Origin of the sequence: Ideonella sp., from assembly GCF_041914305.1 — a bacterium.
Taxonomy (GTDB): domain Bacteria; phylum Pseudomonadota; class Gammaproteobacteria; order Burkholderiales; family Burkholderiaceae_C; genus Ideonella.
Map to the genome: position 1 here is coordinate 52,758 of NZ_JAYSDQ010000008.1, position 25,631 is coordinate 78,388.

The window sequence follows — 25,631 nt, forward strand, 5'->3', positions numbered from 1 at the left end:
AAGCATTGGTTGATTTCGAGCAAGCCGGATGGTGGTGATCCGGTGCTCAATGAAAAGGGGGCGCGGCCCCCTTGCATCGATTTAACGAGGAGATTGTGATGAGCGTGATCCGCAGATTTCGTTCGCCGCGGCCGATGGCTGCCGCCGGCATGGCCTGCTGCCTGTGGCTGGGTGCCTGGGCGCTGCCCGCCGGTGCCGAAACCCTGACCTGGCGCCAGACCTCGGTGCAGGCCGGCAGCGAAGGGCGCAGCGCGCTGCGCCGCGGCGTGGTGATCTTCGGCACCGGCGAGCCGGCGCTGATGACGGTTCGCCTGACCCCGCTGGCCCCGCCACAAGACGGCCAGATGACGGTGCAGAACGACTTCAACTACCGCTTTGAAGACGGCTCGACCCTGGTGCTGCAGGCGCGCACGGTGGTGCGTGTGACGCCGGAAGGGCGCGCCGCGCGCGGCGAGTACCAGGCCGAAGGGCAGGTGCTGTCGGGCACCGGCCGCTACCAGGGGGCGACCGGCCGCTTCAAGATGCGCTCGCGCACCGACCTCGACGCGTTGGCCGACGGCGCCCTGGGGGACTACTTCGCGGCGTGCGAGGCCGATATCCAGCTGCCGAAGTGAGCGAGGGCGGGTCGACCACACGGCGTTGGCCAACCGCTCAGTCGGCGGCGAACTCGCTCATCGGCACGCACGAGCAGAACAGGTTGCGGTCGCCGTAGACGTTGTCCACCCGGCCGACCGGCGACCAGTATTTCTGCTGGCGCAGCTCGGCCACGGGGTAGGCGGCCTCTTCGCGGCTGTAGGCATGCGGCCACTCGGCCTTCAGCAGGCTTTGCGAGGTGTGCGGCGCGTTCTTCAGCGGGTTGTCTTCTTTCGGCCAGGCGCCGGTCTCGACCTTGCGGATCTCTTCGCGGATCGAAATCATCGCGTGGCAGAAACGCTCGAGCTCGACCAGCGGCTCGCTCTCGGTCGGCTCGACCATCAGCGTGCCGGCCACCGGGAAGCTCAGCGTCGGCGCATGGAAGCCGTAGTCGATCAGGCGCTTGGCCACGTCTTCGGCGCTGATGCCGGACGTTTCTTTCAGCGGCCGCAGGTCGAGGATGCACTCGTGCGCCACGCCGCCACCCTTCACGCCGGCGATGCCGCCGCTGTAGTGGATGTCGTAGTGGTCGGACAGCTTCGCCGCCACGTAGTTCGCGCTCAGGATCGCAACCTCGGTGGCCTGCTTCAGGCCTTCGGCGCCCATCATGCGGACGTACATCCAGCTGATCGGCAGCACGGCGGCATTGCCCAGCGGCGCGGCAGACACCGCGCCCACGCCGCCTTCGCGCATCTGGCCGGCCGTAGCGTGGCCCGGCAAGAAGGGCACGAGGTCTTCGACCACGCAGACCGGGCCGACGCCGGGGCCGCCGCCGCCGTGCGGGATGCAGAAGGTCTTGTGCAGGTTCAGGTGGCTCACGTCGCCGCCGAACTGGCCCGGCGCGGCCACGCCGACCAGCGCGTTCATGTTGGCGCCGTCCACGTACACGCGGCCACCGTACTGGTGGACCATCGCGCAGAGCTCCTTCACCCGCGGCTCGAACACGCCGTAGGTGGAGGGGTAGGTGATCATGATGCAGGCGAGATCATCCTTGTGCTGCTCGCACTTGGCCTTCAGGTCGTCGAGGTCGACGCTGCCGTTGGCGTCGCACTTCACCACCAGCACCTGCATGCCCGCCATCTGGGCCGACGCCGGGTTGGTGCCGTGCGCCGATTCGGGGATCAGGCAGACCTTGCGGTGGCCTTCGCCACGCGACTTGTGCCAGCCGCGGATCGCCAGCAGGCCGGCGTACTCGCCCTGCGAGCCGGCGTTGGGCTGCAGGCTGATGCCGGCGTAGCCGGTGGCCTGGCAGAGCCAGCCGGTGAGCTGCTCGTTCAGCAGCGCGTAGCCCTTCAGCTGGTCGGCCGGGGCAAACGGATGCACGTGGGCGAACTCGGGCCAGGTGATGGGGATCATCTCGCTGGTCGCGTTCAGCTTCATCGTGCACGAGCCCAGCGGGATCATGCTGCGGTCCAGCGCCAGGTCCTTGTCCGACAGGCGGCGCAGGTAGCGCAGCATCTCGGTTTCGCTGTGATGGGTGTTGAAGACCGGGTGCGTTAGGAAGGCGCTGGTGCGGCGCAGCGCTTCGGGCAGGCGCAGCGCGATGCCGGCAGCGTAGTCGTCGACCTTCGGCAGCGCCTGGCCGCCGGTGGCGAACCAGCTCCACAGCGCGGCCACGTCTTCGCGCGTCGTCGTTTCGTCCAGCGTCACGCCGACGTGCCTGGGCGACAGGCGGCGCAGGTTGGCACCGCCGGCCAGCGCACGGCCGATGACCTCTTCGGTGTGATCGCCGGTTTCGATCGTCAGCGTGTCGAAGGCGTAGGGGTTGGTGACCTTCAGGCCCAGCTTGGCCAGGCCCTCGGCCAGGATGGCGGTGAAGCTGGCCACGCGGTTGGCGATGCGCTTCAGGCCTTCGGGGCCGTGGTAGACGGCGTACATGCTGGCGATGACGGCCAGCAGCACCTGCGCGGTGCAGATGTTCGACGTGGCCTTCTCGCGGCGGATGTGCTGCTCGCGCGTCTGCAGCGCCAGGCGGTAGGCCGGGTTGCCGTGGCTGTCGACGCTGACGCCGACCAGGCGGCCGGGCATCGAACGCTTGAACTCGTCGCGGCAAGCCATGAAGGCGGCGTGCGGGCCGCCACCGCCCATCGGCACGCCGAAGCGCTGGGTGTTGCCGATCACGATGTCGGCACCCCATTCGCCCGGGGGCGCCAGCAGCGTCAGCGCCAGCAGGTCGGCGGCGACGATGAAGGCGGCATTCTTCGCGTGCGCCTTCTCGACGAACTCGCGCATGTCGTGCACCAGGCCATCGGTGGCCGGGTACTGGGCCAGCACGGCGAAGTAGTCGTGCTCTTCCATCAGCTTCGGGGCGAAGCCGACGATCACCTCGATGCCCAGCGGCTCGGCGCGGGTCTTGACGACCTCGATCGTCTGCGGGTGGCAGTCACCGGCGACGATCAGGGTGTTGCTCTTGCTCTTGACGCTGCGCTTGGCCAGCGTCATCGCCTCGGCGGCGGCGGTGGCTTCGTCGAGCATCGAGGCGTTGGCGATCGCCATGCCGGTCAGCTCGGCGACCATGGTCTGGAAGTTGACCAGCGCCTCCATGCGGCCTTGCGAGATCTCGGCCTGGTAGGGCGTGTAGGCGGTGTACCAAGCCGGGTTCTCGAGGATGTTGCGCAGGATGACGCCCGGCGTGTGCGTGCCGTGGTAACCCTGGCCGATGAAGCTCTTCTTGACCTGGTTCAGCGCCGCGACCGCGCGCAGCTCGGCCAGCGCCTCGGCTTCACTCGCCACCGTGGGCAGCGCCATCGGCGTGGCCCGGGCGATCGAGCGCGGCACGATGGCGTCGATCAGCGCCTGGCGCGAGGCCGCGCCGATCACGCTCAGCATGTGCGCCTCGTCGGCGGCATCGGGGCCGATGTGGCGAGCGACGAATTCGCCGTGGTTTTCGAGGGCGTCGAGAGGGGTGTGGGCGTGCATCAGCATGGCGCGGGAGAAACAGCAGGGGCCAGACGGGCGCGGCGCACAGGCGGCGCCGGCCGGCAACAAGAGCGGAAGAAGGGCGGCTTAGAGCGTCTTCAGCAGGGCGTCGTAGGCGGGCGGGTCCATCAGCTGGTCGAACTCGCCCATGTTGGTCACGTGGACCTTGAAGAACCAGCCGTTGCCCATCGGGTCGGTGTTGGCCAGCGCGGGGTTGGCGCGCAGCTCTTCGTTGACCTCGACGACCTCGCCGGTTACCGGCATGTAGATGTCGGCGGCGGCCTTGACCGACTCGACGACACCGGCGATCTCGCCTTTGTTGTAGGTCTTGCCCACTTCGGGCAGGTCGACGAACACCACGTCGCCCAGCGCGTCTTGCGCGTGCAGCGTGATACCGACCACAGCAGCTTCGTGATCTTCGATGTTGATCCACTCGTGGTCGGCGGTGAACATGGTCGTCATGGGCAGGGCTCCTCTTGGGGAATGTGTACTGGGAAGCGAAGGTTGATTCAGGGCCGGCCGGCGGTCAAGCCCGCAGACCCTGGTTGGCGGGCTGATCTGCCCGGCTCAGCCGCGGAAGTAACGGTGCGGGGCAAACGGCATGGCGGCCACCTTCATCGGCAACCGCTTGCCGCGCACCTCGGCGAACACCTCGGTGCCCACGGCCGCGTGCGAGGCGGGCAGGTAGCCCATGGCCACCGGCTGGTTGACGGTCGGGCCCAGCGTGCCGCTGGTGACGGTGCCCAGCTCGGCGCCGTCGGCGGCGACCAGCTTGGTGCCTTCGCGCACCGGGGCGCGCTCCAGGCCGACCAGGCCGACGCGCTTGCGCTTGGCGCCTTCGGCCAGCTGGGCGTCGATCACGGCCGCACCGGGGTAACCGCCGGCACGGGCGCCACCGGCGCGGCGCACCTTCTGGATCGCCCAGGTCAGCGCGGCTTCGACCGGCGTGGTGCGGGTGTCGATGTCGTGGCCGTACAGGCACATGCCGCCTTCCAGGCGCAGCGTGTCGCGCGCGCCCAGGCCGGCGGCCTTGACCTCGGGCTGGGCCAGCAGCTCGCGGGCCAGCTGGATGGCCTGGTCTTGGTGGACGGAGATTTCGAAGCCGTCTTCGCCGGTGTAGCCCGAGCGGGTGACGAAGCATTCGGAGCTGGCCAGCGTGAACACGCCGCCGGTCATGAAGGTGAGGGCGGTCACACCCGGGTTCAGCCGGGCCAGCGCCTGGGCGGCCTGCGGGCCTTGCAGTGCCAGCAGCGCGCGCTCGGGCAGCGGGCGCACTTCGCAGCGGTGCCCGATCTTCGACTTCAGGTGCGCGATGTCGGCATCTTTGCAGCCGGCGTTGACGACGACGAACAGGTCGCCGAAGTTCGCCATCGCGTCTGCCGGCGGGCGGGTGATCATCAGGTCGTCGAGCAGGCCGCCTTGGTCATTGGTGAAGAAGGCGTAGCGCTGCTTGCCTTGGCCCAAGTCGACCACGTCGACCGGCACCAGGGTTTCCAGCGCGGCGGCGGCGTCGGCACCGATCAGGCGCAACTGGCCCATGTGGGAGACGTCGAACAGCGCGGCGGCTTCGCGGCACTGCTTGTGCTCGGCCATCAGGCCGGCGGGGTATTGCACCGGCATCGCGTAGCCGGCAAAGGGCACCATGCGGGCGCCGAGTTCGAGGTGGAGGGCGTGCAGCGGGGTCTGCAGCAGATCGGCGGCGGGTGCGGCGGAGGACATCGTTTGTCTATCCTGTGTCGAGGGCAATCCAAGGAACCTGATCGGTCGGAAGTTGCCCTCGCTGTCCGCTTTACCTGAGAGATTGACAGTGTCGGCGTGTGGCCGGGCACCGCTTGCCCCTTCGGTGGATGGGCTCGATGACCCATCTCTCTCCAGTGAGGAACGCTCCGCATCTTGACGCGAAGCGCTTGCCAGTCCTTTTGCCTGAGCGTTCGAGGCCTGTACGACCTCTGCGCCTTCGGCGGCCCCGGATGGGGCTCTCTCCTGGCAAGCGAGCAGTGTACCCGAGGGCAGTGGCCGTGGCGCTATGCTGAAGTGCCAAAGCTTGCCTTCAACCCGCCCGCCGATGCCCAGCGCCCAGGTCTTCATCAGCTACCGCCGTGACGACAGCGCCGGCTACGCCCGTGCGATCGGTGCCGAGCTGGCCCAGCGCTTCGGCGCCGACCGGGTCTTCATGGATGTGGACGACATCGCCGCCGGCCAGGGCTTTGCCGAGGTCATCCAGCGCGCCGTCGGCAGCGCCGGCGTGCTGCTGGTGCTGATCGGCCGGCGCTGGCGCGGCGAGCGTGAGGGGGGCGCACCGCGCCTGAGCGACCCGGGCGACTTCGTGCGGCTCGAAATCGCCGCGGGCTTGCGGCGCGGCCTGCGCGTGATCCCGGTGCTGCTCGACGGCGCGGCGATGCCCACCGCCGCCGAGATGCCCGCCGACATCCAGGCCCTGGCCGGGCTGCAGGCGATCGAGCTCGGCAACACCCGTTTCGCGGCCGACATCGAGCGCCTGGTGGCCACGCTGGCCGGCACCTTGGGTGCCCCGGCCCGGCCGGGCCGCCGCCGCTGGGGCCTGGTGGCCGGCGCTGGCCTGCTGCTCGCCGTGGCCGCCGTCGGGTGGGTCGCCCACCGCACGCGGCCGGCGGTCAATGGTGAATGGCAGGGCGAGCTGCATTACGCCTGGGCCGGCACGCCGCGCGTCGAGCACTTCAAGTTCGACGGCCAGGGGCAGGCGCTGAGCGGCAGCGCGTCGTTCCTGGGCGTGCCGCGCGGCGTGCTGGCGGGCCAGGTCGACAGCGACGGGCTGCGTTTCGACACCCGCACCAGCGAGATGGGCGGGCCGGACCTGCTGCACCACTACCGCGGGCAACTGGTGGGCGACGAGATCCGCTTCGTGATGCAGACCGAAGGCGGCAGCGCCCCGAACGAGCCGGTGGCGTTCACGGCGCGGCGCGTGGCCGCCGAACCCCCGCGCTGAAGCGCTGAAGGCTACATTGACTGGCCACACCCCGATCCCAAAGACCCGCAAGGAACCGCCGATGCTGACCGAACAAGACCCGCTGCTGCTGCGCCACGACGACCCGCGCGGCATCGTGACCGTGACGTTGAACCGCCCGCAGGCCTTCAACGCCTTGTCCGAGGCGATGCTGGCCGCGCTGAAGACCGAGCTGGACGCGCTGGCGAAAGCCCCCCAGGCCCGCGTGCTGGTGCTGGCGGCCGCCGGCAAGGCCTTCTGCGCCGGGCACGATTTGAAGGAGATGCGCGCCGAGCCATCGCTCGACTACTACCGCAGCCTCTTCGGCCGCTGCGCGAAGGTGATGATGCAGATCCAGCAACTACCGATCCCGGTGATCGCGAAAGTGCAGGGCGTGGCCACGGCGGCTGGCTGCCAGCTGGTGGCCGCCTGCGACTTGGCGGTGGCATTGCGCACCGCGCGCTTCGCCGTCAGTGGCGTCAACCTGGGCCTGTTCTGCTCGTCGCCGGCGGTGCACCTGAGCCGCAACGTGGCGCGCAAGCAGGCCTTCGAGATGCTGGTGACGGGTGAGTTCATCAGCGCCGACGAAGCGCAGCGCCGCGGCCTCGTCAACCGGGTGGCCGACGATGCGGCCGGGCTGGACGCCGAGGTCGAGCGCCTGGCCGCCAGCATCGTCGCCAAGCCGCGGGCGGCGGTGGCGCTGGGCAAGGAGCTGTTCTACCGCCAGCTCGAAGCCGGCGTGGAGGCCGCCTACATCGACGCCGGCCACACCATGGCCTGCAACATGATGGACGAATCGGCGCTGGAGGGCGTGCAGGCCTTCAACGAGAAGCGGCCGCCGCGCTGGTAACGCGCGGGGCGGGGCCTTGAATCAAGGCTCAAGCCCGGCGGGGTCTTGGTCGATACCCGACAGATGGACCCTTCTTCGGCGGCAGCGGCCTGGACAGCGCGCGACTTCGTATGGATCGTCTCGACGCTGCTGGGCCTCGGCCTGGCCGGCCACCTGGGCCACCAGCTTCGGCGTGCGCGCCGCGAAGGCGCGGCGTTGAAATCGAGCCTGACCGAGGCCCACCAGAATCTGCTCAAGCGCGACCAGGAGGGCCGTCTGGCCGGCCTGATGACGCGCACCCAGCTCGAAGCGGCGCTGGACGACGCCGTGGCGCACGGCGGCAAGGGCCGGTTCGGCTTCAGCCTGCTGTATCTGGACCTCGACGGCTTTCGATCGATCAACGACGCGTTTGGCCATGACCATGGCGACGAGCTGCTGCAGGCCGTGGCCCGCCAGTTGGTGGCGTGCGTGGGCCGGGCCGCCTGCCATGTGGCCGGCGACGAGTTCGCGCTGATCGCGCCCGGTGACCTGAGCACCGGCCACGCCGTGGCCCAACGCGTGGCGGTGGCGCTGTCGCAGTCGGTCCGTGTGGGTGGGCAGGCCGTGCCGTTGACCTGCTCGATCGGCATCGCCCACTACCCCGAGCACGGGTCGCGGCCCTTGCTGCTGCCCAATGCCACGCTGGCGATGCGCAGCGTCAAGCTCAGCGGCGGCGGTGGCCAGACCGAATACCACCCGGACATGGGTGTCGGCCTGCGCGACCAGGCCGAGCTGCTGCAGGAGCTTCGGCTCGCGCTCGAGCGCGGCCAGTTCCAACTGATGTACCAGCCCAAGATCGACGCCCGCAGCCTGCAGGTGACGGCCGCCGAAGCCTTGCTGCGCTGGCACCACCCCAAGCGCGGCACCGTGCCGCCCAGCCTGTTCATCCCGCTGGCCGAGCGCCACGGCCTGATCGGCGCGATCGGCCAATGGGTGATCGAAGAGGCCTGCCGCCAGGCCCAGCAGTGGCGCAAGCGCGGCTTGCGCATGCGCGTGGCCGTGAACCTGTCGGGCTACCAACTGCGCCAGGACGACATCGTCGACCGCATCGAGCAGGTGCTGCGCCAACACCGTGTGCCGCCCGAGCGCTTCACCTGCGAGATCACCGAGTCGGTGGCGATGGAGGACACGCAGGTCACGCGGCGCGCGTTCGAGCGCCTGCGCGCGTCGGGCATGCACGTGTCGATCGACGACTTCGGCACCGGCTATTCGAGCCTGGCCTCGCTGCGCCGCCTGCCCGCGGCCGAGCTGAAGATCGACCGCGCCTTCGTCTGCGACCTGGAGGGCAGCCCCGACGCCCGCTCGATCGCCCAGGCCATCGTGCAGATGGCGCACACGCTGGGGCTGCGGGTGGTGGCCGAGGGCGTCGAGACCGAAGCCCAGCGCGACGTGCTGGTGCACATGGGCTGCGACGAACTGCAGGGTTACCTGTTCGCCAAGCCGATGTCGCCGCAGGCGCTGGAGCTGTGGGCCAGTGACGACCGGCCGGCCGAGGCGCATGAGTTTCGCGCCTCGCTGTTCGGCGACACTCGGCCGGTCGACATGAACGGCACCTGAACCGGCGTGAGGGCCGGTAACTGGTATTGCTACCAGTGTTTAAACCGGTAAATACCAATGACATACCGGTACCTAATTGGTTAGATTCCAGTCCGCCAATCGCAGGCGGACGCCGTGGGCAGTAGAAGGCACCCAGCAGACATTCCACATGGCTTGCCGCGGAGGGCGATTGGCGAATCCGGCTTCGGGCCACCGAGCCGCCTTTTCCCCTCGCATCGAACAGGAGCAATCCATGTCCATGAACACACGCGCCCGTGCCTTCTGCCGGCACGCGCTGATCGCCTTGGCGGCCGTCGCCGCCACCGCGCCCGCACTGGCCTCAGACCTGCCGCCCGAAGCGCTGAGCACCAACCCCGACGGGCGCTACTACACCGGCTACTACCCCAGCTGGAGCGACAACTGGTTCGACGCCACCGGCAAGACGCCCGGCCAGGTCTACGCGGTCAGCAAGTTCGCCCGCGTTCCGGCCACCTACACGCACGTGGTCGCCTCGTTCGCGAACCCGAACTTCTCATGGGGCGGCCTGGCGGCCAATTCATGGTCGGGCACCGGCCTTGAATTCACCGCGATGCCCAAGGACATGAAGGCCGCGATCGACGTGCTGCACCTGCGCAAGATCAAGGTGGTCCTCGCGGTGGGCGGCGCCAGCTTCAACGACTGGGCCGGCCTCGCCGCCGAAGGTCAGGCCGGCTCGGGCTCGCGCATCAACGCGCTGGCCAAGATCATGACCGACGTCGGCTTCGACGGCCTGGACGTCGACTACGAGACCGACGGTGACGTGGCGCGTTATGCGAACGTCACCAAGGCCATGCGCAAGGCGGTGGATCAGGCCGGCGGCGGCCGCATCCTGACCGTGGCGGGCTGGTCGACCGGTGCCGACTGCACCGCGGCCACCACCAACATGGCCGATTGCGCCGGCAAGCTGTCGTACTGGGGTGGCAACGCCGGCCGCGAGCGCCTGCTGGCCCGTGACTACCCGGACGTGGCGAAGATGTTCGACGTGGTCAACGTGATGTCGTACGACGCCCGCTACGAGCACTACGACGGCGTCGTCGCCTACAAGCAATACCGCAAGCTGTGGGGCAAGAACACGGTGGTCTCGATCGGCTTCGAGTCGGCGCCCGAGGGCTGGGCCGGCGGGCTGCTGGTCGTCAACAACGCCGATGCGCAGTGCACCGGCTCGCGCATCCTGCAAGACCAGTACGGCAAGTCGCTGAACGCCCCTTACTCGGTGCAGCGCTTCTCGGCCGCGGTCAAGAACAGCAAGAGCACGAACAAGAACCCGCACGACGGCGCGATGCTTTGGAACGTGCTGAAGGCGGCCAACGGCAGCTGCGGCTCGGCCCAGATCGGCTCGCCGGGCACGATCGGCACGAAGGCGGCCTCGACGCTGGGCTTCGTGAAGGACCCGCTGCTGAACGAATCGCCCTGGAAGTGATGGGCTGACGTGCGGTCGGGCGTCGGCCCTGTCTTCGCTCGATCGCAAGGCGCCGATGATCCCGGCGCCTTTTTCATGGTTGTTTGTCGCGCAACCCGGCCGCGTCGGGTTGCCCATTCGTCAATGCATTCAATGGGAGCTCCCATCGTGTCCATGAAGACCAAGTTGTGTTCGCTGTTCGGTCACGCGCTCGTGGCCCTCGCCACGGCCACGCCGGTGCTGGCCGCCGACCTGCCGCCCGAGGCACTGAGCACCAAACCGGACGGCCGCTACTACACCGGCTATTTCCCGACCTGGCTCGACCCGTATTTCGACGCCACCGGCAAGACGCCGGCCGAAGTCTGGGCCGTCAGCAGGCTCGCCCGCGTTCCGGCCACCTACACGCATGCCGTCATCTCGTTCGCGACGCCGAACTTCAGTTGGGGCGGCCTGGCAGCCAACTCGTGGGTCGGCACCGGCATCGAGTTCCAGTCGACGCCGGCGAGCGTCAAGGCGGCGATCAATGTGCTGCACATGCGCAAGCTCAAGGTCATCCTCGCGGTCGGCGGTGCGACCTACTACGACTGGGACGGCCTGGCCGCCGAGGGGCAGGCGGGGTCGGGGCCGCGCATCGATGCGCTGGCCAAGATCATGACCGACCTGGGCATCGACGGCCTGGACGTCGACTACGAGCTTGATGCCAACGTGACGCGTTATGCGAACGTCACCAAGGCCATGCGCAAGGCGGTGGACAAGGCCGGCGGCGGCCGTCTCCTGACGGTGGCGGGCTGGTCGACCGGTGCCGATTGCACGGCCGACACGACCAACATGGCCGACTGCGCCGGCAAGCTGTCGTACTGGGGCGGCAACGCCGGCCGCGAGCGCCTGCTGGTGCGCAACCATCCAGACGTCGCGAAGATGTTTGACGTGGTCAACGTGATGTCGTACGACGCGCGCTACGAGCACTACGACGGCGTGGTCGCCTACAAGCAGTACCGCAAGCTGTGGGGCAAGAACACGGCCGTCTCGATCGGCTTCGAGACCGCGCCCGAGGGCTGGGCCGGTGGCATGCTGGTGGTCAACAACGCCGACGCCCAGTGCACCGGCTCGCGCATCCTGCAGGACCAGTACGGCAAGGCTATCGATGCCCCGTACGCGGTGCAGCGCTTCTCGGCGGCGGTCAAGAAGAGCAAGAGCCCGAACAACAACCCGCATGACGGCGCGATGCTGTGGAACGTCGTGAAGACGGCCAGCGGTGCCTGCGGCTCTGCCCAGATCGCTTCGCCTGGCCCCATCGGCCACAAGGCATCGCAGATGCTGGGGTTCGTGAACGACCCGATGCTGGACGTGTCGCCCTGGAAGTGATTTGATCCAGGCCTGCCGGGCCTGGCAGACCCACAGGCGCGTCGCACTCCGACGCGCCTTTTCGTCCAGCTCGGCAAACTCGCCGGCATCCACCGGCTGTCCCATCGGGAATGAATCTAGGGGGAGCGTGGTCAGGCTCGATTGGAAACGTTTGCAGTCGCCTGATGCTGTGGTGGCGGGCGATTCGAGTTCAGCGAATGGTCTGTGCAGATAACCTACTACGTCAGGGTCCACATGAAATTGTCGTTTCCAGCCTCGGCGCGCCTCGCGCTGGTGGCGGCCGCATTGGCGACGTTGTCGCAGATCAGCCAGGCGCTGCCCACCTACTCGGTCCGCGTCGTCACGATGGAGGGCTACACACAGCTCGCCGAGGGTCTCAACAGCCACGGCACGGTGGCCGTGCAGGTCACCACCCAAGGCGGCGCGAACTACCGCTGCAGCAAGGCGGAGTGCACGCCGATACCGTCACTTCCGAATGACCGTCAACAGCTCTACGCCTACCCGACCGCGATCGATGATCAAGGCACGGTCGTGGGCAATTCGTACGTAGGCTCGGTCGAGCACGCCATGCTGTGGGATGGCGCGGCCATTCACGACCTGGGCACCTTTGGCGAAGACGAGTGCGGCGGCTGCAAGTCGTTCAGCCAGGCCTGGGCGATCAACGGCAAGGGCGCTGTCGTCGGCTATTCCGACACCGCCAACCACGACTACCAGGCCTTTGTGTGGCGCGACGGCACGATGACCAAGCTGCCCACGCTGGGCGGCACCCGCAGCAGTGCCCATGGCATCAACGACGCGGGTGACGTGGTGGGTTTTTCCTCCTTGGCCAATGGCACGAGCCATGCGTTCTTGTACCGTGACGGCCAGATCCGCGACCTGGGGCTGCTGCGCAGCGGCGACACGTCCACCGCCTACGCGATCAACAACCTCGGCCAGGTCGTTGGCGACGGCAACACCGGCCAGACCAAGCCGCGGCGAGTGGCCTTTCTCTACGACTCGCAAGGGGGCCTGCGCGAGCTGCCATTGTTGAAGGGCTGGCACGAGATGACCGCCCATGACATCAACGATGCTGGTTGGGTGGTGGGTTCGGCCATTGCGGCGGGCCACCAGTCGGGCTACGTCTTCGATGGCCAGGCGACCTTCGACCTGAACTTCGCGATCAGCGAGAAGGATCGCAAGCAGTGGCGCATCTATCACGCGACGGACATCAACGCCAAGGGCCAGATCCTGGTCGAAGCGCAGAACAAGAAGGACGGCACTACGCGCGTTCTGGTGCTCACGCCTCACTGAAGCGTATCGGGCGTATCGGCGGCGCCTTCGGGGAACAGCCGCCGGCAGGCCCGGCCATCGGTGATGAACACGTGCAGCGCCTCGGGCGGCGCCCAGGCGACGACGCGGTCGCCGGCGCGCAGGCGCGTGTGGGCATTGCCGCGCACGACCAGCTCGTGGTGGTCGTAGGCGCGCAGGTGCACCAGGTGCGATTCGCCCAGCTGCTCGACCAGCACCACCTCGGCGTCGAGCCGGATGCCGTCTGCCAGGCTCGTCGCGCCGGCCTCGGCCAGGCGCAGGTGCTCGGGCCGCACGCCGATCTCGACCGCCTGGCCCTCGAGCAGCCGGGCCGTGTCGACAGTGGCCCGCGCGGGTTGGCCGAACGGCAGCTCGACTGCATTGCTGCGCCGGTTTTCGTCGAGTCAGTCCGGATGGACGCTGCATGCCGAACACTGCTAGGTAGACTCATGCGACATGGGTAGCTTGCCATCAAGAATCGTACTGGGCATCATCGTCAGTGGTGCCTTACTGGCGTTTGAGCTGACATTTGGTGTTTTCGGCAACCTACTTGCCAACGACCTGCAGACGAAGCTGGGTTTCAATTGGGTGCATGGTCTTGTGCTTGCCATGGGCTTAGGCACCGTTGCATGGCTTGCCTGGAATTGGTTTGAACGCGAGCGGCTGCAGCGCGAGTTTGCCTGTTTCAAGCAAGGATCTTCCCTTCGACCATCGGAGTTCGGCTTTCGTGTTGTCGAGCCTGGTATTACATACGGTGACCCAATACAGCGTCCTTTTTGGAAGGGGACATACATATCTCGCAAGGCGAGATATATCGACCGGGTTCAAGACAACGTCCAACAACGTACGTTTGACGAGAACGGACTACGAACTCTCTTAGAGGAAGGGGAAAGCTTCGTCTTGGTAGGTCGCCCCACCGATGGAAAGACGAGAACGCTATTCGAGGTCCTTTCAAAGCTGAGGCATCATGTCGTTGTGGCCCCAAAATTGCAGCTTCCTTCGCAAGCTGCTATTGACCTTCTGCAAGGTAAGGACGTTATTTGCTTCTTTGACGATATCAACCTGGCTAGTCAGCGGGGAGTTGATCTTCAAGGATTCTTTGATGCGGTCCGTGAGGCGGCGGCTAGTTGCGTCGTGGCCGGAACCACCCAAGACGGGCTTGAGCTAGATGAACTACTAGCGCCGTCGTCGTCGGCGAAGCGATTGTTTCAGGGGATCTCCTTTAGACTGAGATTAGATGACCCTACGGAAGCACAGAAAAGTGAGCTTCTGAATAGGATGCCTAATCCAGTTATTCGGCCCTACTTTTCACTGGGGTCGATTTGCATGAATCAGGCCTTCGAACGAATGAGAGATCGATTCAGGGTATTGGGAGCCTCTGCAAGGGACACGCTCAATGCTGTGCAACTTCTCGCCGTTTCAGGAATGGATCCGGCTTCACGAAAACGTCTGAGCTTAGTCCTGTCAGAGGTTTTCGGAAGTAGAGCTGACGCCGCGGAAATTAGGGCGGACTTGGCGGTCCTTCACAAGCTCGGCTTTTTGCAGTCCCGCGAAACTGAGGATCCGGTTGTAGGTCAGCTCGCGTTTATGCTTCCGCCGGAGGTCTCCAACTATTTCCTTCACCGAAATGACCCGCGTTCGGAAATTTCATTGGTCGCGAAAGTACTTGGCGAGGACTCTGACTATGACGGCATGGCGTGCTGTGCGGCCATGCTTCACGTGTACGCTAGGAACGAAGAGGCGATTGAACTGCTCGTTCAAGTCGAAGAGGGAATTGGAGAAAGTGCAGAACAAAGCGACAAACGCATTGCAGCCATGGCCCGTAAGAATCTCGCGGTCATATTGCATCGCCTTGGTGATGAAGAAAAAGAAATCCTCGTCTGGAATAAAATAATTGCGCGATATCAGGGTGAATCAGAGCCTGAGATTTTGGAGAAATTGGCGCTGGCGTACCTAAACAAGGGGGTCATCCTTGCGCGAAGAGGAAATACTCGCGAAGCTATTGTATTGTGGCGTGAATTGTTGAGACGTTTCCAAGCTCTGGCGTCGGCCCAATTCGAGGAGATTGTTGCAAACGCCATGTCAAATCTTGCAAAGGCACTTCAGAGGCGTGGGCATCGCGGCGCAAAGAAATTGGCTATGGAAATGCTTGGTAGGTACGATAAACTCAGCAGTCCATCGGTCCGTATTTCAATAGGCGAGGCGTTCGCTACTGTCGGCGTGGCGATGCTTGCAGAAGAGGGCTACACTTTAGCTGCTGCATGGTTTCACAAGATGGTTGAAAGATTCGAGCGCGAAGGTGATCCAAAGGTGCTTCAGTTTGCAGCGGGAGGCCTCAGGAACGAAGCTGTGGCGACGGGTATGTTTGATCCCCGGTCGGCTTTGGAAATTCTGAATCAACTCGATTCAAGATATGGGCAAGCCACGTCGCCGCTGATTCGCAGACATGTGGCGTATGGTGCATTCTTGAAAGGCAAAGCGCACTATGAGCTTAAAGAATTCCCTTTGGCTAGAGAGAGGTTCACCGAGGCCATCGCGCGATTCGTAGACGACGCGGACCCTGGCATCGCCGAAACAGTAGAAATGGTCAGGCAAGTTCTTGCCAATGAGACTTACTGGGTTTCGGAGGATCAATTGTCAGTCAATATGGCTTCGGCAGCAGGTCTCAACTGAAATTCAGCATCAAGCGATGAGTTTGGGCAGGTGGATCAAGTTCGAGCGAGATGAAACTGATTCGTCTTGTCGCTGCGGCGGACTTCACGCCGACGGATCGACTACTAGCTTGAACCGTCTGCCCCTTCAGGAAACAGCCGCCGGCAGGCCCGGCCATCGGTGATGAACACGTGCAGCGCCTCCGGCGGCGCCCAGGCAACGACACGGTCGCCGGCGCGCAGGCGCGTGTGGGCATTGCCGCGCACGACCAGCTCGTGGTGGTCGTAGGCGCGCAGGTGCACCAGGTGCGATTCGCCCAGCTGCTCGACCAGCACCACCTCGGCGTCGAGCCGGATGCCGTCTGCCAGGCTCGTCGCGCCGGCCTCGGCCAGGCGCAGGTGCTCGGGCCGCACGCCGATCTCGACCGCCTGGCCTTCGAGCAACCGCGCGGTTTCGACCGTGGCCCGCGCGGGTTGGCCGAACGGCAGCTCGAACTGCACCACCGGGCCGGTGGCAGTCACCTTGGCGGGCAGCAGGTTGATCTGCGGTGAGCCGATGAAGCTGGCGACGAAGCGGTTGGCGGGCTGCTGGTAAAGCTCCAACGGCGCGCCGGCCTGCTGCACGCAGCCTTCGTGCATCACCACGATCTTGTCGCCCAGCGTCATCGCCTCGACCTGGTCGTGCGTCACATAGACCATCGTCGCGCCCAGGTCGCGGTGCAGCCGCGCCAGCTCGACGCGGGTCTTCACGCGCAGTGACGCGTCGAGGTTGGACAGCGGTTCGTCGAACAAGAACAGCCGCGGCTCGCGCACGATCGCGCGGCCGATCGCCACGCGCTGGCGCTGGCCGCCCGACAGCTCGCGTGGCTTGCGCGCGAGCAGGTGCTCGATGTGCAGTGCTCGGGCGGCCTTCTCGATGCGGCGCTGCCGCTCGGCCTTGTCGGCGCCGTGCAGCTTCAGGCCGAACGCCATGTTGTCGAACACGTTCATGTGCGGGTAGAGCGCATAGCTCTGGAACACCATCGCAATGCCGCGTTGGGCCGGCGGCAGGTGGTTGACCACCTCGTCGCCGATGCGCAGCTCGCCGCCGGTGATCTCTTCGAGCCCGCACATCATGCGCAGCAGCGTGGTCTTGCCGCAGCCGCTGGGGCCGACCAGCACGACGAACTCGCCGCTGTCGATCTGCAGGTTCACGCCTTGCAGCACCGAGGTCGGGCCGTAGGTCTTCGAGACGTTGTCGAGGGTGACACGGGTCATGGTGAATCCGAACGAAGAATGAAGATCACTTGACCGCGCCGGCCGTGATGCCGCGGATCAACTGGCGCGACATCGCCGCATACAGCAGCAGCACCGGCAGCACCGCGAGCGAGAGCGCGGCCAGCACCGCGTTCCAGTCGGTGGCGAACTGGCCGATGAACTGCTGCACGCCGAGCGTGATGGTTTGCGTGTTTTCACCGGGCGCCAGGATCAACGGGAACCACAGGTCGTTCCAGATCGGCACCATCGTGAACACAGCCACGGTGGCCACGGCCGGCCGCAGCAGCGGCAGCACGACGCGAAAGAAGATCTCGAACTCGCCGATGCCGTCGCAGCGCGCAGCGTCTTTCAGCTCGCCGGGCACCTGCAGGATGAACTCCGACAGGATCATCACCGCCAGCGGCAGCCCCTGCGCCACATACACCAGCACCAGCGCGGTCAGCGTGTTGACCAGGTTCAGCGCCACCATCGTCTGCAGGATCGACACCGAGCCCAGGCGGATCGGCACCATGATCCCGAAGGCCAGGAACAGCGCGACCAGCCGGTTGCCGCGGAAGCGGTATTCGGTCAATGCCCAGGCGGCCATCGCACCGAACAACAAGATCAACACCATCGACACGCCGGTGACGATGGCGCTGTTGAGAAACATGCCGCCCACTGCCGCGTTGCCCAGCACCTTGGCGTAGCCGACGATGCTGAAGCTCGTGGCCGTGGGCAGCGCCAGCGGGTCGTCGAAGATCGCCTTGCGTGACTTGAACGAGTTGATCAGCACCAGCAGGATCGGGCACAGCACCAGCAGCGTGTAGCCCCCGAGCACCAGGTGCACGAAGCCGGATCGCAGCGGCCGGGCGAGGGCTTCGCGCGCCATGGCGTTGGCGCGGCCAGCGGGTGCGCGCGGCGCGATGGGTTGCGCGGGGCTCATGCGGCGTGGCGGCGCAGCCGCCGCTGAATGACGAGGAAATAGGCGCCGACACCCGCCAGGATGACCAGGAACATCAGCGTGGCCAGCGCCGCGCCCATCGTCGCGCTGCCCACTTGCGACTGGTAGCCGAAGAAGGTGCGGTAGAAAAGGGTGCCGAGCAGGTCGGTCGAATAGCTCGGCCCGGCCAGCGCGCCCTTGACCGCGTAGATCAAGTCGAACGCATTGAAGTTGCCGACGAAGGTGAGGATGTTGACCAGCCCCAGCGTCGGCAAGATCAGCGGCAGGCGAATGGCCCAGAAGATGCGCCACGGGCTGGCGCCTTCGACGGTGGCCGCTTCGATGACCTCTTCGGGGATCGCGATCAACGCCGCGTAGATCAACATCATCGGGATGCCGACGAACTGCCAGACGGAGATCAGCGCGAGCGTGGGCAGCGCGGTCTCTTCGGTGCCGAGCCACGGCCCGAACCAGTCTTGCAGCCCGACGAAGCCGAGCAGCTTCTCGGCCACGCCCCACAGTGGCGACAGGATCAGCTGCCAAGAGAAGCCGATGATCACCACCGACAGCAGCGTGGGCAGAAACAGCACCGTGCGGTAGGCCGCCGCGCCGCGCACGCCTTTCAACGAGAGCAACGCGGCCAGCAGCAACGCGATCGGGTTCTGCACCAGCGAATGGATGATGAAGAACTCGACGTTGTTGACCAGCGCGTTGCGAAAGCCCGCGAACCACTGCTCGTCGAACAGCAACGTCTGGAAGTTCGCCAGGCCGGCGAAGTGGGCGCGCCCGGCCTCGTCGGTGGCGTACAGGCTCAGGCGCAGCGTGTCGGCCAGCGGCCAGGCGCTGAACACGGTGTAGACCAGCACCGCAGGCGCCAGGAAGACCAGCGCCGGCCAACCGGCGCGCTGCTGTGCGGCGGTCGTCATTTCAGCGGACCGGTGAGTACCACTTGGCAAAGCCGGCCTGGATGCGCTGCGCCGCGTCCTTCGGGGCCATCTTGCCGTTCAACACCTGCGAGTCGACGGTCCACAGCTCGTTTTCCATGCTCGGCTCGCCGCGGCTCAGGATCTGCGCGTTCAGGCGGATCGTCGACTTGCACTGCGCGCGCCAGCCGATCATCTGCTTGGCCACCGGGTCCTTCACCTCGACTGCGTGCTTGGACAGCGTGAAGAAGCCGGTCGCCTTGTTGGTGTAGAGCTCGGCGAATTCTTTCGAGGCCAGCCAATTCAAGAACACCTTCGCATCGGCCTTGTTCTTGCTCGCGCTGTTGATGCCCATCCCGATGTCGGTGTGGTCAGACAGGTAGCAGCCGTCGCCCGCCTTGCGCACCGGCGGCGGGAAGGCCGCGAACTCCAGCGACGGCTCTTTTTGATAGAACGCGATGTCCCACGAGCCGGTCGGCACGATGGCCGCGCGGCCCGACGCGAACAGGTTCTGCGAGTCGCTATAGGTTTGCGCCTGGTAGCCCTTGGGTAGGTAGTTGGACCAGCGCGCCATCGTCGCCCACACGTCGACGAACTCGGGGTCGGTGAACTTCTTCTTGCCCTCGATCAGGCCGCGCCGGCCGTCTTCGCCCTTCCAGTAATTGGGGCCGATGCCGGTGAAGACGATCTGGTTCGTCTCCCACTGGTCTGCCGTGCCCAGCGCCAGCGGCGCGATCTTGCCGGTGGCCTTGATCTTGTCGAGCGCGGCGAAGAACTCGGCCTCGGTGGTGGGCGGCTTCAGGTTCAGTTCGGCAAAGATCTTCTTGTTGTAGAAGAAGCCGTGGATCACCGAAGCCATCGGCATGCAGTAGGTGGCCTTGCCGTCGTCGGTCTGCCAGGCCACCTTGGCCGAGTCGGGGAAGTTCGCGAGACCCGGCTCACCGTCGAGCTTGTCGAGCCGGCCCTTCTTGAACAGGTCGAGCGACACATCGAACGGCCGGCAGGTGACCAGATCACCCGCGCTGCCGGCGGCCAGCCGTGCGGTCAGCACCGAGTTGTATTCGGGCGGCGCCGTCGGCGCGAACTTCACCGTAATGCCGGGGTGGGCCTTGGTGAACGCGGGCAGCAGCACCTCGTCCCACAACGCCTTGTCGTCGGTGCGCCAGCTTTCGATGGTCAGCGTGCCGGCGAGGGCTGGCAGCGAGGTCGCCAGCATCATGGCGGCGAGTGCGGTACGGGTCGGTTTCATTGGCAGGTGTCTCCGCTGTTTCAAGCGGGGCGCAAGGTACCATCGGCCGCCGTGTGACACGAGGGGTCTGAGAAGGTCTCGTGCATCGCGCCTAAGTGCTTGTCAGCACACAGCTTTTCGTCATGAGCCACACGGTTGGTATCACCGTTCATTACACGAGCGTGCATTCCATGGCAGGAAGGCTGAACCAGGCGCGCGCGCCTGCCGCCTTACACAACATTGCACTTCGTCGGCATTCGAAAGACGGCTGGTGGGGCTGTGTGCGCGGGCTCGCTCTTATGCTCGTCGCCAGCTTCACAACGCTCGCGCATGCACAAAGCCTGGACGTCTTGCATTGGTGGACCTCGGCCGGCGAGAAGCGCGCGGTCGACCAACTGGTGCAGCAGCTGGATCGCCGCGGCCTCGTCTGGAACGACGCCGCCATCCCCGGCGGCGGCGGCATGGCGGCGGTGAAGGTGCTCAAGGGCCGTGTGCTGGCAGGCGACCCACCCGATGTGGCGCAGGTCATCGGCCGCACGCTGACCGACTGGTCCGACCTCGGCCTCGTGCTGCCGCTGGACGACGTGGCCCAGCGGGGGCGCTGGAAGAGCACGATGTTTCCGGTCGTGCTGCAGGTGGTCAGCCACGGTGGCCGCGTCGTGGCGGCGCCTCTCGGCGTGCACCGCATCAACACGCTGTTCTACAACCAAGCCTTGTGGACACGGCTCAAGCTGCAAGCGCCGCGCAGCTGGGACGACGTGGCGCAAGCCGCTGCCGCATTGCGCCGCGCCGGCGTGACACCGCTGGCCTGGAGCGACGAACCCTGGCAGGTGGCCACCGTGTTCGAAACCCTGCTGCTGGCCGAAGGCGGCGCCTCGCTCTACGCCGAGCTGGCGGCAGCGCAGCGCCCGCAGGCCTGGGCCGATGCCCGCGTGCTGCGCGCACTGGCCCGCCTGCGCTGGCTGCGCCAACTGGCCGGCGACGCGCCTGGCGAGCCGCGCTGGACCGACACCACGCGCCAGCTCTATCGCGGCGAGGCCGGCATGCTGATCATGGGCGACTGGGCCAGCGGCGAGCTGATGGCCTGGGGCGCCCAAGCCGGCCGCGACTACGCCTGCGCGCCGGTGCCCGACACGGCCGACATGCACCTGTACAGCGTCGACACGCTGGCCATGCTGCAAAGCCGCCGCAAGCGCGACGCCTTGCAGGAGAAGCTCGCCGACATCGTCACCCAGCCCGCGGTTCAACTGGCCTACAACCAGGCCAAGGGCTCGGTGCCGGTGCGCACCGACATCGACGCGGCCCAGCTCGACGACTGCGCCCGCGATTCATGGCAGACACTCGCCCACCCCGGCAGCCGCCTCGTGCCCAGCATCGCCCACCGCATGGCCGCCGATGAATCAACCAAAGACGCGCTGGCCGACGCCTTGCACCGCTTCGTCACCAATGCTTCGCAGTCGCCCGAGCGGGCGCAGGAGCGGCTGGTGGCGATCGTGCGCGGGGCGGCGCGATGATGACATTACTTTCAAGATGAACGCATCGCGCAAGCGCACCATCCTCGCCGTCGACGACGACCAGAAGACGCGGCAGTTGCTGAAGCTCTACCTCGAAAAGCACCAGTACGTGGTGCAACTGGCGGCCGACGGCGCGAGTTTTCGCAGTGGCTTCGAGCGTTACCGCGACGAGCTGAGCCTGGTGATCCTGGATGTGATGCTGCCGGACACCGATGGCTTCGCGCTGTGCCAGCTGGTGCGCCAGCGCGCGCCGACGCTGCCGATCATCATGTTGACGGCGAGTGCCGACGACACCGAGCGCATCGTCGGGCTGGAGCTGGGCGCCGACGACTACATCGGCAAGCCCTACAACCCGCGCGAGCTGCTGGCGCGCATCAAGGCCATTCACCGCCGCGCCGGCATGGGCGGTGAGGGCGCCCCGCGCTACCTGAGTTTTGCCGGTTTCAAGCTCGACCGTTTGGAGCGCACGCTGGCGGCGCCCGATGGCGAGAAGGTGACGCTCACCGCGATGGACTTCGACCTGCTGCGACTGTTTGCCGAACACTCGGGCGAGGTGCTGGACCGCGCGCGCCTGATGGAGCAGACCCGCGGCCGCGACCTGGGGCCGACCGACCGCTCGCTCGACGTGCAGGTCAGCCGGCTGCGCCAGCGCCTGGGCGACGATGGCAAGCAGCCGGCGCTGATCAAGACCGTGCGGTCGAGCGGTTATGTGTTCTCGGTGGAGGTGCAGGCCTCCCATGACTGAGGCCGCGGCGGCAGCGCGCGCCAGCTGGGCCGACCGGCTGCTGCCGCGCAGCCTGCGGGGCCGCATCATGCTGACGATGGCCGCGGGCGTGCTGCTGAGCCAGACGCTCGGCACGGCGATATGGGCCTGGCAGCTGCACGACAGTGCCTTGCGCGACGCGCGTGAGGCGGCTCAGCAGACGGCGCGCAGCGCCAGCGGCGCGATCCGCTTCTTTCGCGATCTGCCGGCGCAGTACCGCCCGATCATCACCGAGCAGCTGCGCACGATGGGCGGCACACGCTTCTTCGTGCAGGTGAACCGCGCGCGCGTGCCGCTGCAGGCAATCGAGCCCTCGCGCCTGGCCGACACGGTGACCGCCGACGTGCGCAGCCGCCTGGCCGGCGATCTGGGCCGCGATGCGGCGCTGGAGGTGGCCTTCGTGACGCCGGACGCTCAACCGGTGACCGACGACGGCCGCACGCTGTGCGACCTGCCCGAGCGCTGGGTCGAAGGCTCGATGCTGCTGCGGCCGCGGCCTGCGCCGTTGCTGCTGATCCAGGCCGAGTTCGAGCCCAGCGGCTGGCTGCTGCTGGCCACCACGATGCCGGACCCGTACTTCCTCGACAACGCCAACCCGTTGACGCGCGACCGCCTGCTGCTGCAGGGCGCCACGCTGCTGACGGTGCTGCTGCTGGTGCTGTTCGTGGCCCGCGGGTTGACGCGGCCGCTGCAGCGCCTGGCCGGTGCGGCCAACGCCTTCGGCACCGCGATGCACCCGGCGCGTGTGCCCGAGACCGGCACCGTGGAGTTGCGCGGCACCGCGCGCGCCTTCAACGAGATGCAGGCCCGCATCCAGCGTTTCGTCGAAGACCGCGAGCGCCTGTTCAGCAGCATCTCGCACGACCTGAAGACGCCGATCATGCGGCTCAAGCTGCGCACCGAGCTGCTCGACGACGAGGCGGTGCGGGCCGATTTTCACGAAGACCTCGACGAGCTGGACGTGATGGTCAAGGGCGCGCTGCAAAGCGTGAAGGACAGCGACATCCACGAGAACCTGGCCGAGGTGCGGCTGGACCGGTTGGTCGAGCGCTTGACGGATGCAGCGCGCGCCAGCGGCGCCCCGATCACGCTGGCCGTGCCGCCGCTCACGGTGATGGCGCGGCCGCTGGCCCTGCGCCGCGCCCTGGGCAACCTGATCGACAACGGGCTGCGCTACGGCGGCCGCATCGAGATCAGCGCAGCGGTGCAGGGTGGCCACGCCACGATCGAGATCCGCGATCACGGCCCCGGCCTGCCCGAAGCCTCGTTGGAAGAGATCTTCGAGCCCTACGTGCGGCTCGAACACGGCCGCGAGGCCTACCGCGAGGGCTCGGGCCTGGGCCTGGGCATCGCCCGGCGCATCGCGCGTGAACACGGCGGCGATGTGACGCTGGTGAACCTGCCGGCTGGTGGCCTGGCCGCGCGGCTGAGCCTGCCGGTGGGCACGGCAACGGCCGACGCACCGGCGTAGCGAGGCTTCGGCCGGCACCGCGGCCGTAACGCCAGGTTGCGCCACTTGCGCCTGTGCAGCGCTGTCGCGCGCCGGCCTGACAGCGTTGTCTATAGCATCGCCGACCGGCGGCCACCAAAGCCGTCGAAGGAGAAACCAACAACAGGAGATCCCCGATGAAGCCTCGCAAACACCATGGTTCTGCGCTCGCGGCCGCCGCCGCCTGCTTTGCACTGCTGCCCACCGCCTGGGCTGCCACCGGCCCGGCCGTCACGGTCGACGCCACCGCCGATCTGCACACCATCAGCGACGACATCTACGGCATGAACCTCGTCGGCGAGAGCCTGGCGAAAGAACTGGCGCTGCCGGTGCGGCGCTGGGGCGGCAATGCCACCACGCGCTACAACTGGCAGATCGACACCAGCAACACCGGCAGCGACTGGTATTTCGAGAACATCCCGAATGCACTGCCCACCGACGGGCGCGTGCTGCCCAATGGCTCCAGCGCCGACCGCTTCGTCGAGCAAGACCGCCGCACCGGCGCGCGCTCGCTGGTCACGCTGCCGATGTCGGGCTGGGTGGCCAAGCGCCGGCCGCCGAACGACAACCACCCGTTCGACTGCGGTTTCCAGGTCAGCCGCTACGGCAGCCAGCAGTCGGTCGACACCTGGGACACCAACTGCGGCAACGGCGTCAAGCCCGACGGCAGCAACATCACCGGCAACAACCCGACCGAGACCAGCGTGGCGATCGGCCCGAGCTTCGTGCAGGACTGGGTGCGTCACCTCGTCGCCAACTACGGCAGCGCCAAGAACGGCGGCGTGAAGTTCTACGAGATGGACAACGAGCCCGAGCTCTGGCGCGCCACCCACCGCGACGTGCGGCCTACGCCGCTGAGCTACGACGAGCTGCGCGACCGCACCTGGCAGTACGCCTCGGCCGTGAAGGCCGTGGACCCGGGCGCGAAGGTCCTCGGGCCGTCGGGCTGGGGCTGGGTGGCCTATTTCTATTCGGACCTCGACACCGCACCCGGCGGCAACTGGTGGGACGACCCGAAGGACCGCAACGCCCACGGCGGCGTGCCGCATGCCGAGTGGTACCTGCAGCAGATGAAGGCCTATGAGCAGCAGCACGGCACGCGCATCCTCGATTACCTGGACGAGCACTACTATCCGCAGGCGGCCGGCGTGTGGGGCGACAACACCGACGCCAACACCGCCGTGCTTCGACTGCGCTCCACCCGCTCGCTGTGGGACCCGACCTACACCGACGAAAGCTGGATCAACGACAAGGTCAACCTGATCCCGCGCATGAAGACCTGGGTGGCCAACAACTACCCCGGCACCAAGCTCGCGATCAGCGAGTACAGCTGGGGTGCGCACGGCCATATCAACGGCGCCCTGGCGCAGGCCGACGTGCTGGGCATCTTCGGCCGCGAGGGGGTCGACCTGGCCACGCTGTGGGCGCCGCCGCAAGACACCGACCCGGCGGCCTTTGCCTTTCGCATGTACCGCAACGTGGACGGGCAGGGCGGCCGCTTCGGCACGCAGGGTGTGCGGGCCACCAGCGCCGACCAGGCCAAGCTCTCGGTCTATGCGGCGCGGCGCGGCAAGAAGGGCGCGTTGACGCTGATCGCGGTCAACAAGTCGGGCACGCCGCTGTCGAGCGCGATCACGCTGAGCCACTTCACACCCGGCAAGAACGCCAAGGTCTACCGCTATTCGCCCGCCAACCTGTCGACGATCGAGCACCTGCCCGGCGCGCCTGTCAACGGTGGCGTGATCAATGCCGAACTGCCGGCCGACTCGATCACGATGTATGTGGTGCCGGTGAAGAACTGAACCCTGGCGATTGCCGTTGGGGCGCGCGGCCAGGCGTCATCGATGAGCGGCTTGGCCGCGGCATGACTTTCGTCACC

At 66.8% G+C, this 25,631-nt stretch carries 20 protein-coding genes and 2 riboswitches; of the genes, 12 read left to right on the forward strand and 8 right to left on the reverse strand.

Translation table 11 applies throughout. The annotated features are described in order from the left end of the window. Positions 1 to 98: 98 nt before the first annotated feature. Positions 99 to 614: a hypothetical protein gene (locus tag ACE3SG_RS12310; RefSeq protein ID WP_374565326.1), complete on the forward strand. Its 516-nt coding sequence runs from the start codon at positions 99 to 101 to the stop codon at positions 612 to 614. Between the two features lie 37 nt (positions 615 to 651). Here ACE3SG_RS12310 and gcvP read toward each other — a convergent pair whose 3' ends face one another. The 3 genes from gcvP to gcvT all read right to left on the reverse strand — a co-directional run bounded on the left by gcvP (position 652) and on the right by gcvT (position 5,271). After that, the gene (gcvP, locus tag ACE3SG_RS12315; RefSeq protein ID WP_374565328.1) at positions 652 to 3,558 is read right to left on the reverse strand and encodes an aminomethyl-transferring glycine dehydrogenase; all 2,907 of its coding nucleotides are present in this window, start codon (positions 3,556 to 3,558) and stop codon (positions 652 to 654) included. Positions 3,559 to 3,639: 81 nt separating this feature from the next. Beyond that, a complete protein-coding gene (gene gcvH / locus ACE3SG_RS12320; RefSeq protein WP_374565329.1) occupies positions 3,640 to 4,014 on the reverse strand; it encodes a glycine cleavage system protein GcvH in 375 nt (124 codons plus the stop codon). A gap of 105 nt (positions 4,015 to 4,119) precedes the next feature. After that, on the reverse strand, positions 4,120 to 5,271 hold the full coding sequence (gcvT, locus tag ACE3SG_RS12325; RefSeq protein WP_374565330.1) for a glycine cleavage system aminomethyltransferase GcvT: 1,152 nt from the start codon (positions 5,269 to 5,271) through the stop codon (positions 4,120 to 4,122). A 51-nt stretch (positions 5,272 to 5,322) separates the two neighbouring features. Further along, positions 5,323 to 5,437, reverse strand: a riboswitch (glycine riboswitch). Between the two features lie 16 nt (positions 5,438 to 5,453). After that, positions 5,454 to 5,548: riboswitch (glycine riboswitch) on the reverse strand. 69 nt (positions 5,549 to 5,617) lie between these two features. Between gcvT and ACE3SG_RS12330 the strand changes: the two genes are divergently transcribed. The 6 genes from ACE3SG_RS12330 to ACE3SG_RS12355 all read left to right on the forward strand — a co-directional run bounded on the left by ACE3SG_RS12330 (position 5,618) and on the right by ACE3SG_RS12355 (position 13,011). Beyond that, positions 5,618 to 6,517, forward strand: a complete 900-nt coding sequence (locus tag ACE3SG_RS12330) for a toll/interleukin-1 receptor domain-containing protein (protein ID WP_374565331.1) — start codon at positions 5,618 to 5,620, stop codon at positions 6,515 to 6,517. 61 nt (positions 6,518 to 6,578) lie between these two features. Then, a complete protein-coding gene (locus ACE3SG_RS12335) occupies positions 6,579 to 7,364 on the forward strand; it encodes an enoyl-CoA hydratase (RefSeq protein WP_374565332.1) in 786 nt (261 codons plus the stop codon). Positions 7,365 to 7,427: 63 nt separating this feature from the next. Next, positions 7,428 to 8,939 carry a putative bifunctional diguanylate cyclase/phosphodiesterase gene (locus ACE3SG_RS12340; RefSeq protein WP_374565334.1) on the forward strand — a complete coding sequence of 504 codons (1,512 nt, stop codon included), beginning with the start codon at positions 7,428 to 7,430 and terminating at the stop codon, positions 8,937 to 8,939. A 232-nt stretch (positions 8,940 to 9,171) separates the two neighbouring features. After that, positions 9,172 to 10,377 carry a glycoside hydrolase family 18 protein gene (locus ACE3SG_RS12345; protein ID WP_374565335.1) on the forward strand — a complete coding sequence of 402 codons (1,206 nt, stop codon included), beginning with the start codon at positions 9,172 to 9,174 and terminating at the stop codon, positions 10,375 to 10,377. 153 nt (positions 10,378 to 10,530) lie between these two features. Next, a complete protein-coding gene (locus tag ACE3SG_RS12350) occupies positions 10,531 to 11,721 on the forward strand; it encodes a glycoside hydrolase family 18 protein (protein WP_374565337.1) in 1,191 nt (396 codons plus the stop codon). A gap of 234 nt (positions 11,722 to 11,955) precedes the next feature. Continuing rightward, positions 11,956 to 13,011, forward strand: a complete 1,056-nt coding sequence (locus ACE3SG_RS12355; protein ID WP_374565338.1) for a DUF3466 family protein — start codon at positions 11,956 to 11,958, stop codon at positions 13,009 to 13,011. On the opposite strand, the gene ACE3SG_RS12360 is transcribed toward ACE3SG_RS12355, so the two are convergent. Next, positions 13,005 to 13,304 carry a TOBE domain-containing protein gene (locus tag ACE3SG_RS12360; protein ID WP_374565339.1) on the reverse strand — a complete coding sequence of 100 codons (300 nt, stop codon included), beginning with the start codon at positions 13,302 to 13,304 and terminating at the stop codon, positions 13,005 to 13,007. The genes ACE3SG_RS12355 and ACE3SG_RS12360 overlap by 7 nt on opposite strands. A gap of 160 nt (positions 13,305 to 13,464) precedes the next feature. Between ACE3SG_RS12360 and ACE3SG_RS12365 the strand changes: the two genes are divergently transcribed. Further along, the gene (locus ACE3SG_RS12365) at positions 13,465 to 15,681 is read left to right on the forward strand and encodes a hypothetical protein (protein ID WP_374565341.1); all 2,217 of its coding nucleotides are present in this window, start codon (positions 13,465 to 13,467) and stop codon (positions 15,679 to 15,681) included. Between the two features lie 104 nt (positions 15,682 to 15,785). Here ACE3SG_RS12365 and ACE3SG_RS12370 read toward each other — a convergent pair whose 3' ends face one another. From ACE3SG_RS12370 to ACE3SG_RS12385, 4 genes are read right to left on the reverse strand one after another with little or no spacing between them, the layout of a single operon-like run. After that, positions 15,786 to 16,916 carry an ABC transporter ATP-binding protein gene (locus ACE3SG_RS12370; protein ID WP_374565343.1) on the reverse strand — a complete coding sequence of 377 codons (1,131 nt, stop codon included), beginning with the start codon at positions 16,914 to 16,916 and terminating at the stop codon, positions 15,786 to 15,788. 25 nt (positions 16,917 to 16,941) lie between these two features. Further along, positions 16,942 to 17,784, reverse strand: a complete 843-nt coding sequence (locus tag ACE3SG_RS12375; RefSeq protein WP_374565579.1) for a carbohydrate ABC transporter permease — start codon at positions 17,782 to 17,784, stop codon at positions 16,942 to 16,944. Between the two features lie 50 nt (positions 17,785 to 17,834). Further along, positions 17,835 to 18,761 (reverse strand): carbohydrate ABC transporter permease, encoded by a 927-nt coding sequence (locus ACE3SG_RS12380; protein ID WP_374565345.1) that lies wholly within the window; start codon positions 18,759 to 18,761, stop codon positions 17,835 to 17,837. Position 18,762: 1 nt separating this feature from the next. After that, positions 18,763 to 20,007, reverse strand: a complete 1,245-nt coding sequence (locus ACE3SG_RS12385) for an ABC transporter substrate-binding protein (protein WP_374565346.1) — start codon at positions 20,005 to 20,007, stop codon at positions 18,763 to 18,765. 278 nt (positions 20,008 to 20,285) lie between these two features. On the opposite strand from ACE3SG_RS12385, the gene ACE3SG_RS12390 reads away from it, so the two are divergent. From ACE3SG_RS12390 to ACE3SG_RS12405, 4 genes are all read left to right on the forward strand, one after another. Continuing rightward, positions 20,286 to 21,500, forward strand: coding sequence for an ABC transporter substrate-binding protein (locus ACE3SG_RS12390; RefSeq protein ID WP_374565347.1), 1,215 nt, complete (start codon positions 20,286 to 20,288; stop codon positions 21,498 to 21,500). A 16-nt stretch (positions 21,501 to 21,516) separates the two neighbouring features. After that, a complete protein-coding gene (locus ACE3SG_RS12395; protein ID WP_374565348.1) occupies positions 21,517 to 22,245 on the forward strand; it encodes a response regulator in 729 nt (242 codons plus the stop codon). Continuing rightward, complete coding sequence (locus tag ACE3SG_RS12400) at positions 22,238 to 23,734, forward strand: ATP-binding protein (RefSeq protein WP_374565349.1); 1,497 nt, start codon at positions 22,238 to 22,240, stop codon at positions 23,732 to 23,734. Before ACE3SG_RS12395 ends, ACE3SG_RS12400 begins: the two co-directional genes overlap by 8 nt. A gap of 155 nt (positions 23,735 to 23,889) precedes the next feature. After that, positions 23,890 to 25,554 carry a glycoside hydrolase family 44 protein gene (locus ACE3SG_RS12405; RefSeq protein ID WP_374565350.1) on the forward strand — a complete coding sequence of 555 codons (1,665 nt, stop codon included), beginning with the start codon at positions 23,890 to 23,892 and terminating at the stop codon, positions 25,552 to 25,554. Positions 25,555 to 25,631 lie beyond the last annotated feature (77 nt).